Source organism: Enterococcus hailinensis (assembly GCF_045862035.1).
Classification (GTDB): Bacteria; Bacillota; Bacilli; order Lactobacillales; family Enterococcaceae; genus Enterococcus_A; species Enterococcus_A hailinensis.
The window spans coordinates 20330-30137 of sequence record NZ_BAAFRV010000021.1; the positions used below are offsets into that span (position 1 = coordinate 20330).

Here is a 9808-nt window from a genome sequence, read left to right on the forward strand (position 1 = left end):
GAGCTTCGCCGATTCGGCGAAGCTCTTTTATTCTGAGTATTCTCTGAATGTTTTCGTCTTATATAGGCTGACCGTAGATTGTTGATTGTTTTGGCTATAGAGACTAGTAGACTTAGAACTCTTTTGCTTTTCGATGGCTTCTAAACGTTCAAGTTGATTGTGATAATCGAAGGTTGATGGATCAATAGGTTCCAATCCGCTATCTTGATAAAAACGTAATAAATCGCCATTATTGATTTTATCAGAAGTGATTAATTGCTCATCAACATCTTGATTCAATTGAGTAAATAATTTTTCTTGTTCTGGAGTTGGATCATCAATCACAGCTCCCGTTTGATTAGCATACATTTTCCCACCGTAAAAGGTATATTCTGGTGTTACAAAATCGCCATCGCGAAAGGCAACGACTTGTTTATGTTCATCGGAAAATAAATCTTGTCCTAACTGCAGATATTTTTTAGAATCGACGCCTAACAAATGCAACAGAGTAGGAAGAGCGTCGACTTGTCCGCCATAAGTATGATTGATTCCGCCACTTGTGGCACCCGGGATATGGATCATGAAGGGTACTCGTTGTAATTGGGCGTTGTCATAATCTGTCCAGGTAGAAGAATCTTTCCCTAGCAATGGAGCCAATTCTTTATTTCGGGTATTTGAGATACCATAATGGTCGCCGTATAAAACAAAAATAGAATTATCATACAGTCCGCTAGCTTTCATGTAATCGAAAAATTCTTTTAACGCAGTATCCAAATAATTCGCTGTAGCAAAGTAGCCATTGATCGTTTCGTCTTTTGTAGTTGCTAATGGGAAGCCATCTTCATCGTTTTTAAAGCGTGAATAAGGATAATGATTAGAAACAGTGATCATTTTAGCATAAAACGGTTGTTGTAAATGTTCTAGATATTGTACCGATTGATTTAAAAACGGTTTGTCGTGCATCCCATATTGGAATGAATTCTCATCATTGACATCATAATAAGAAGAATCAAAAAAGTAATCAAATCCTAAATGCTTATATGTTTTGTCACGATTCCAAAAAGAAGCGGAATGCCCATGAAAGACGGCGGAGGTATAACCAGCTTTTTGCTGCAAGATATTTGGTGCAGCTTCAAACGTATTTTTATCACCCATTTGAGTAAATAAGGCTCCTTGATTTAAACCGAACAATGAATTTTCCATTAATGTCTCGGCATCAGATGTTTTGCCGGCTTTAACTTGATGGAAAAAATTATCAAAACTATAGGTACTTTCGCCGTGATACAAGCTGTTCAGAAAAGGTGTAACAGTATGGTTCACGCCGTTCTCATCTGTTAATTGGTAATCGATCAAGAATTGCTGGAAGCTTTCTAAATGAATATAAACAACATTTTTCCCCTTTGCGATACCGAACATCGAATCGTTTGGTTCTGCGTAGTGGTCTTTGACATAACTTTCAACTTCTTTTAAGTCAGTCGGACTTGCTTCCGCTCGGATCTGGTTGTTTTGATACGTTTGATAACTATCATAAATCGTAAATGCATTCACGCCTAAATATTTAACTAAAAACTCCCGTGAAAATTGACGACTTAGAAGCCCCGAACGATCGACTTCAGCCAAAAATAAATTACCGCTGCCAATTAGTAAAGATAAAGCCGCCAAGGCAGTTGCTTGACGAAAACGTGGATGCTTTGGATCGACGGGAATAATTTTCTTAAATAAAAGAACTGGCAAAGCAAATAGATCGATAATATAAAAAATATCATACCAGCAAAATAAACGGACAGCACTTTCTCCTAAACCAGTAGAGACTTGACCGGCACCTAACAACGTATTGATCGTGATAAAATCAGTGAATTCACGATAATAGACAGCATTAGAAAACAGCCAGATCGTCAAGATAGCATAGAGAATAAAAAGCGTTGTATAGGCAACTTTAGGTCGACGAATGAATAATCCGATCGATAACAAAAGCATCGAAACGCTAATCGGATTGATCAGCAAAATAAAAAATTGCATTGGACCTTGGAGACTTAAATGAAAGTCAACTATATAGGCAAACATATTTTTTATCCATAAGAGGATCAATAGCAGGCTAAAAAAACCTATTCTCGTTTTAATAAAATCAGTAATCCTTTGAAAATGAGACATGTATATTCTCCTAATAAATTTTTTTAGTATTTCTTAAATAGTTTATCGGTTTTCAGAGGGAAGGTCAAACTTAAACAGGTGAAATTAATTGATATATCAACATTATGACGAGATATTTAGTTGTTTATAAATGAATTTTAACCCAAGAAAGGAACAAAAAGACAAGATTAAAAGTATTTCAAATAACGAACTAAAAATATCGCAAGTAAAATATTATAATATTAAAAAAATAAATCGAACAAAACGATAAAAATAAGTCCTCAACATTTGATTATAGACTGTCACACTAATTAAAATAGATTGTACTAAGTAAGAAATGAGGCGAATGAAATGGATTTTACTATGGATATGTTTCGATTAGATGGAAAAGTTGCTTTGATTACGGGAGCCATCTATGGAATTGGTTTTGAAATTGCAGAAGCACTTGCGAAAGCGGGAGCAACAATTGTATTTAATAGCTCAAGACAGTCATCGGTAGATCAAGGGATTGCTAGCTACCAAAAAGCTGGAATAAAAGCTAAAGGTTACGTTTGTGATGTTACAGATGAAATGGCGGTCAAAAAAATGATCGATCAAATCGAATCAGAAGTCGGTACGATCGATATATTGGTTAATAATGCTGGAATCATCAAACGAATTCCGATGTTAGATATGTCTGTAGAGGATTTTAGAAAAGTTGTGGATGTGGATTTGACAGGGCCGTTCATTGTCTCCAAAGCGGTTTTACCAAGTATGATTGAAAAAGGTCAAGGTAAAATTATTAATATTTGTTCAATGATGAGTGAATTAGGGAGAGAAACTGTTTCGGGTTATGCTGCAGCAAAAGGTGGCTTGAAAATGTTGACAAAAAATATTTGTTCAGAATTTGGTTCAGCTAACATTCAATGTAACGGTATTGGTCCTGGATATATTGCGACACCTCAAACGGCACCATTAAGAGAGCGGCAACAAGATGGATCTAGACATCCATTTGATCAATTTATTGTTTCAAAAACGCCAGCTGGTCGTTGGGGTGAGACAAGTGATTTAGCGGGACCAACTGTATTTCTAGCCTCTGCAGCATCAGATTTTGTAAATGGACACATTCTTTATGTGGATGGAGGAATTTTAGCTTCCATTGGAAAACAACCAGAATAACAAGGAGACTCTTAAAAAAACTCTACTAACAAGTAGAGTTTTTTATTATTTAAGTAATTTTTGAAAAGGAATTAAAAGTCATGTTCAGTATATTTTTTAGACGATATAGTGATTCAAAGACAAAAAGTCATTTAAATACAAAAAATATTATCAAAAGATAATGAATATAATCTGTAATGTGTGTATAATGTATTTGCAAGTTAAAATAATCACAAGGAAGTTTTTTTATATGACCAAGACAGTTATTATAGGTACTAATCATGCAGGCATCGCAGCAGCAAATACATTATTAGATAATTATTCAGATCAAGAAGTTGTAATGATTGATAAAAATACTAATCTTAGTTATTTAGGTTGTGGCACTGCTCTTTGGGTAGGAAGACAAATTGATTCTTATGAAAACTTATTCTATACAAATAAAGAAGCCTTTGAAGAAAAAGGAGCAAAAATCTATATGGAGACAACTGTCGAATCCATTGATTTTACTAAAAAAATTGTTCACTGTGAGAACGCAGAAGGCATATTCGATGAAAATTATGATAAATTGATTCTAGCAACTGGTTCTAAACCAATCTCGCCGAATATTCCAGGAAAAGATTTAAAAAACGTTGAATTTTTAAAATTATTCCAAGATGGTCAAGCGGTTGATAAAGCCATTGGACAATCAGATGTTAAAAATGTAGCGGTTATTGGCGCTGGGTATATCGGTGTTGAAATAGCTGAAGCCGCAAAACGTCGTGGAAAAAATGTTTTGCTATTTGATGCGGCGGAATGTTGTTTACCCAATTACTATGATACATGGTTTACTCAAGATATGGATCGAGTTCTAGGTGAAAATGGCATCGAACTGCATTACAATGAATTGGCGAAAGAATATCTTGGTCAAGAAAAAGTTGAAGCAATCGTCACCGATAAAGGAGAATACCCAGTTGATTTAGTCATCAATGCGATTGGTTTCGTTCCAAATAATAATTTAGGAAAAGAGCACTTAGATTTATTCAATAATGGCGCCTATCTAGTTGATCTCCATCAACAAACGAGTGATCCAGATGTTTACGCAGTGGGTGACTGTTCAACTATTTATTCTAATGCATTGGAAGAAACAACCTATATCGCCTTAGCAACTAACGCGGTCCGTTCAGGAATCGTAGCAGGACATAATATCGGTGGTACACCGTTAGAATCAATTGGGGTACAAGGGTCAAATGGAATTTCAATTTTTGGTTATCATATGGTTTCGACTGGATTAACGGTTCAAGCCGCAGAGAAAGCTGGCTTCAATGTTAAATATACCGAATTTGAAGACTTGCAAAAACCAGGATTTATGAAAGAAAATAATAAAGTAAAAATTCGGATCGTTTACGAAGAAAGCTCAAGACGCATTTTAGGTGCTCAAATGGCATCTTATGAGGATATTTCAATGGGAATTCATATGTTCTCATTGGTAATCGAGGAAAAAGTAACAATCGATAAATTGAAACTATTAGATATCTTCTTCTTACCGCACTTCAATCAACCATATAATTATATTACAATGGCTGCACTAAGTGCCGACTAAGATAAAAGCCCAGAAAGAATTCTTTCTGGGCTTTTATAATACACTTTTTTTGACTAAATTAGCTAAATGGGTCAGAGTTGAAACAGAATATGTATAAGGAGAAAAAATGATGACAGTAGAAACATTAGAAATTTATCAACATGATGAGAATAAATTTGAAATGCATACAAAAAAGGGAGAGTGGATCTTAACTAAGGAGAAGGGATACTCCCCAGTTCAAATGTTGGTGAGTTCAGTAGCGGCTTGTGGTGGTTATGTTTATATTTCAATCTTAGAAAATTCTAAAATTGAAGCAACGATTTCCAAAATTGAAGTCACTTATCGTCGTAATGAACAAAAAAAGGCAGAACCTGTCAGTGAGATCCAACTTAAATTTATTGCTAGCAACGTACCTGAAGCGGATCAAAAAAGAGCGATTCATTGTTTGAAACTGATTCCAGCTAATTGCCCAGTCATTCAATCATTAGATCCAACAATTCAAGTGACTGAAACAGTTGAATTTATTTAATTTTTGATAGACGGCTAAAGTTAACTACAGCTTGATAAACAGCTCTTTTTTTGCTTTACTTACTGTATCAAACTATAAGTAGTGAGTAGATGCTTTTTAAACAAATGAAATATTTTGTATCTGTGATTGAAAAAAATAGTTTCACTGAAGCTGCAGAAGAGTTATTTGTTTCTCAATCAGCGATATCTCAACAAATTCGATCGTTAGAAGAAGAGCTGGGTGTAGAATTATTACACCGTCAACATCGAAAGTTTTTTGTTACGCCAGCTGGAGACTATTATTATCGAGAAGCAAAACGATTACTAGCAGATATTGACGCGGTCATCGTTGAAACAAAACGTATAGGGGAAGATAGTGAAACTCAACTTAATTTAGGTTACCTTCGTGTATACAGTGGTCAAGAATTACATCAAGCGATTGCTGAATTTTCAGAGACATATCCAGAAGTTTCCATTAACATTATTAATGGGACCCATGAAGAGCTCTATCAAGAACTTCTGCAAAATACGGTAGATGTCATTTTAAGCGATCAACGTCGGGCGTTTTCAACTGAATATATCAATTATGAGTTGATCCAACCTCAAGTCTATATTGAAACATCTATCAGAAATCCATTAAGCAAAGAAGAATAAGCAAAGAAGAAAAAGTTGAAATCGCAGAGCTGAAAAATATCCCCTGTATTTTAGTTGCAAGTTCTGAACAGCAAAAGTTGGAAGAAACTTTTTATCGTAATACATTGGGATTCAACGGGACCTTTTTATTTGCTGATAGTCTGGAAGAAGCACGGCTTATGGTTATTGGCAATCGTGGTTTTTTACCAATTGAAATTGCGGGGATGCTAACAGAGCCACCAATATCTATTAAACGCTTGCCGTTATTAAAAAGTGGCGAGCCGCTAATTCGTAAGTACTGCGCTTTTTGGAAAAAAGAACGAACAAATTATTATATGGAAGAGTTCGCTAATGTTCTGCATAAATTCTTCAATTAAATTTGTAAAACTGTGATTACATTAATCACAGTTTTTTTGCATTAGAAAAACTTATGCATAGTATAAGTAAGTCAAATTGTTCCTAACTACGCTGACATCTATACTAAGCAATATAAAGAGCAGTTAATGAAACGAGGAATTAAAATGAGCATAACTAAGAACGCAGAAAAGTTTCACGAAAGGATGTTCCCAGAGTATACTTCTGAATTTCTGATCACAGACCCGGAATTTATTGAGCGATTTGATAATTTTACATTTGATGAAGTGATTCGTACGATTGATTTAGAGGATAGAACGAGATTCATTGCTATTTTGGCCACTTTATTAGGATCCCAAAGTATTGATGAATTTCGTGCCATGGTTCCGGCAGCAATCAATTTTGGTTTTACACCAATCGAGATAAAAGAAGTCATCTATCAAAGTACAGCGTATTTGGGAATCGGTAGGGTCTTTCCATTTCTAAAAGCAATCAATGAAATTTTTGAAGCATTAGGTATTTCTCTACCGCTTCCCAGTCAAGCCACCACCACTACTAAAGACCGTTTAGAAAAAGGGAACGAGACATTGGTTGCTATCGTTGGTCCACAAATGCAAAATTTTGCTACCAGCGGTCCGAGGGAATCACAACATATTAATCGATGGTTAACAGAAAATTGCTTTGGAGATTACTACACTCGTAGCGGATTGACGTATCAGGAAAGAGAAATGATCACTTTTTGCTTTTTATTAGCTCAAGGTGGTTGCGAGAATCAGCTTACTTCGCATTCAAAAACGAATATGCGGATTGGTAATGACAAAGAATATTTGATCAAAATTATTTCTCAAGTACTACCGTTTATTGGTTACCCAAGAAGTCTTAATGCTTTAGCGTGTGTCAATGCAGCGGGAGAACAAATGAATTCATAAAATTGGAGGAAAACAACATGTCAAAAACATATTTAATCACCGGGGTAAGCAGTGGATTCGGTTATGAAATGACTAAACAATTATTAGCAAACGGCGAGACGGTTATTGGGACTGTTCGAAATGATACAAAAGTACAACATTTAATCGAAAAATATCCCGATACTTTTTTTAGAAAATTTTTAGATGTAACAGATACGGAAGCAATCAAGGAATTAATAGCAGATATTTATAAGCATATCGATAAAGTGGATGTGTTGATCAACAATGCCGGCTATGGTTTGTTTGGTGCGGCAGAAGAATTATCTGAAGAAGAAGTCAACCACATTATCGCTACCAATCTAACAGGTTCGATTGGAATGATTCGTTCGATTTTACCACATATGAGAAAACAAGGAGGTGGCCGCATCATCCAAATGTCTTCGTACGGTGGTCAAGTAGCATTTGCAGGAAATTCGATGTATCACGCTACAAAATGGGGAATTGAAGGATTTGTCGAATCAGTTGCTCAAGAGGTTGCGCCGTTTAATATTGGTATGACGATCGTAGAACCTGGTGGAGCTCGGACAGAATTTCGTTACGGCTCTGCTCAAGTGGCTCAATTGGCTTATGTGGTGTGATCGGAGCAAAATTATTAGGAGCAAAAAGAATTATTGCAATGAGTCGTCATGAAGATCGCCAAAAACTAGCAATTGAATTCGAGGCAACTGATATTGTTGCTGAACGTGGTGAAACTGCAGTAAATAAAATAATGGAACTTACTGAAGCTGGTGCCGATGCTGTTTTAGAATGTGTCGGTACAAAAGAATCGATCGAAACAGCAGTTAAAGTTGGTCGTCCAGGAGCTATTGTCGGCCAAGTTGGCGTTCCACACATTGATAACTTAGATACAAATGGTTTATTTTGGCGTAATATAGGTTTACGCGGAGGAATCGCAGCAGTAACTACACATGACAAAGAAATTTTATTAAATGCTGTTTTAACCGGTGAAATAAATCCGGGAAAAGTATTTGATAAACAATTTTCTTTAGATGATGTTCAAACAGCTTATGAAGCCATGGATCGTAGAGAAGCTATAAAATCTTTATTGATCATTGACTAATAATAAATTTAATCCCGCACAATTATTTGTGCGGGATCTTTTTATATAAAGAATGCTGATTCTATTATTTAATCTAAATTCTAAATAAAGGATTTTGAGTACGAAATCTTTGATAAACTACTAAATAATAGCAAAAATAAAAAATAGGTCCTAATTAGGTTGAGAGTCAAAGTAGCTAACGATTTTAGCTAAAAATTTATTTTAAAATATTTTAGTTTACATAATATACATTAAAAAAAGTAGATTAATGGAGGCGAATGTTAGGATTAAGTGCAACAATCAAATAATGCCATATAACAATCATTCGTGATTTGGTCTATTATATCATGTTCCGTTTTTGATATATAGCTTATTGTTCGTTTTTTCTTTTTATAACGATGTAAAATCATTTTAATTGTTTCTAAGAAATTTTCGAATACTCTAAATCAAATTTAAATTGCGGTGATTTCCATTTGAAAAGTTTTCTTGGTCGTAAATTCATACTTTGAACGGCCTGATTGATTTTATGTTGAGAAATATTTTTAAAATTAGATGGTTTTGGAAAATATTCTCGTAGTAATCCATTATGATTTTCGTTAGAGCCGCGTTCATGTGGTGCGTACGGATTAGCATAATAGATTTTGCAATCAAAAGTATCTTCAATAAGTCCAATTTCGAACTGATTAACAAATTCGCTTCCACGGTCACATGTGATCGATTTCACACCGTGTGGATACATTTCCACTAGACGCTTAATTGCTGTCATCATGGATCTACCCGTCTTGTTGGGTATCTTAATTGCTACATAATGCCTTGTTTTACGCTCTATGAACGTTGCTAGACACGCTGCGACACCTTGCTTAGACACAACAGTATCTGCTTCCCAGTGGCCGAACTCCGTTCGTAACTGAACCTCTTCTGGTCGGTTGTCCAACGTGCGTCCCTCAAAAAAAGCTCGATCTGGACGTTTTAATCGGTTACTCGTATTTTTTATTTTGTAACGTTTTTCACGGTTACGTAATTTTTTTATGTCGAAAGGAACAATTTTTTTATAAATCCAACTATAAATAGTTGATGTACAAACCTTTACGCTACGAACGGCATTAGCGATCTGCTCTGGCGAATATTTCATATTAAGATACTTCATGATCGTTTTTGTGTTGTGTATGGTAGCCTTAGTTGTTGTTCCACAATTTTTCTTGCGAATACGTGCTAGGTTACCCGCACTTGTTGCTTGATACGGTAAACTAGCGAGACTATTCTTCTTTCTTTGCTCAGTACCACGTTTGATTTCTCTAGAGATCGTAGATCTATGCCTATTTAAGCGACGAGCTATCTCAGCTTGAGAAACCCCTTCTCTTACATATGCTTCAATCTGCCCACGTTCTTCAGACGATAAATGGTTATACGACATTTAAAACCCTCCTAAAAAAATAAGTTTAGTAAACTACGCTACTCAGAAATCACAAAGAATACTACTCAAAAATTGCTTAGTGACAATAC

Annotated in this window: 9 protein-coding genes and 1 pseudogene; 8 read left to right on the forward strand and 2 right to left on the reverse strand. The window is 35.3% G+C overall.

The window, feature by feature from the left end:
* Positions 1-27: 27 nt before the first annotated feature.
* Positions 28-2130 carry an LTA synthase family protein gene (locus tag ACKTSC_RS11960; RefSeq protein WP_407857721.1) on the reverse strand — a complete coding sequence of 701 codons (2103 nt, stop codon included), beginning with the start codon at positions 2128-2130 and terminating at the stop codon, positions 28-30.
* Between the two features lie 330 nt (positions 2131-2460).
* Here ACKTSC_RS11960 and ACKTSC_RS11965 point away from each other — a divergent pair, with 330 nt between their 5' ends.
* The 8 genes and pseudogenes from ACKTSC_RS11965 to ACKTSC_RS12000 all read left to right on the forward strand — a co-directional run.
* Positions 2461-3267 (forward strand): gluconate 5-dehydrogenase, encoded by an 807-nt coding sequence (locus ACKTSC_RS11965; protein WP_407855747.1) that lies wholly within the window; start codon positions 2461-2463, stop codon positions 3265-3267.
* Positions 3268-3496: 229 nt separating this feature from the next.
* Positions 3497-4825, forward strand: coding sequence for a H2O-forming NADH oxidase (gene nox, locus ACKTSC_RS11970; protein ID WP_407857722.1), 1329 nt, complete (start codon positions 3497-3499; stop codon positions 4823-4825).
* A 109-nt stretch (positions 4826-4934) separates the two neighbouring features.
* Positions 4935-5333, forward strand: coding sequence for an OsmC family protein (locus tag ACKTSC_RS11975; RefSeq protein ID WP_332580657.1), 399 nt, complete (start codon positions 4935-4937; stop codon positions 5331-5333).
* 89 nt (positions 5334-5422) lie between these two features.
* Positions 5423-5965, forward strand: a complete 543-nt coding sequence (locus ACKTSC_RS11980) for a LysR family transcriptional regulator (protein ID WP_407857723.1) — start codon at positions 5423-5425, stop codon at positions 5963-5965.
* Between the two features lie 77 nt (positions 5966-6042).
* Positions 6043-6321 (forward strand): hypothetical protein, encoded by a 279-nt coding sequence (locus ACKTSC_RS11985; protein WP_407857724.1) that lies wholly within the window; start codon positions 6043-6045, stop codon positions 6319-6321.
* Between the two features lie 144 nt (positions 6322-6465).
* Positions 6466-7227 carry a carboxymuconolactone decarboxylase family protein gene (locus ACKTSC_RS11990; RefSeq protein ID WP_407857725.1) on the forward strand — a complete coding sequence of 254 codons (762 nt, stop codon included), beginning with the start codon at positions 6466-6468 and terminating at the stop codon, positions 7225-7227.
* A 17-nt stretch (positions 7228-7244) separates the two neighbouring features.
* Positions 7245-7844: an SDR family NAD(P)-dependent oxidoreductase gene (locus ACKTSC_RS11995; RefSeq protein ID WP_407857726.1), complete on the forward strand. Its 600-nt coding sequence runs from the start codon at positions 7245-7247 to the stop codon at positions 7842-7844.
* Positions 7820-8326, forward strand: a pseudogene (locus ACKTSC_RS12000) (zinc-binding dehydrogenase); the annotation flags it as partial. The gene ACKTSC_RS11995 and the pseudogene ACKTSC_RS12000, both read left to right, overlap by 25 nt.
* Before the next feature lie 400 nt (positions 8327-8726).
* On the opposite strand, the gene ACKTSC_RS12005 reads toward ACKTSC_RS12000, so the two are convergent.
* On the reverse strand, positions 8727-9719 hold the full coding sequence (locus ACKTSC_RS12005) for an IS30 family transposase (protein WP_407857727.1): 993 nt from the start codon (positions 9717-9719) through the stop codon (positions 8727-8729).
* Positions 9720-9808: the final 89 nt, after the last annotated feature.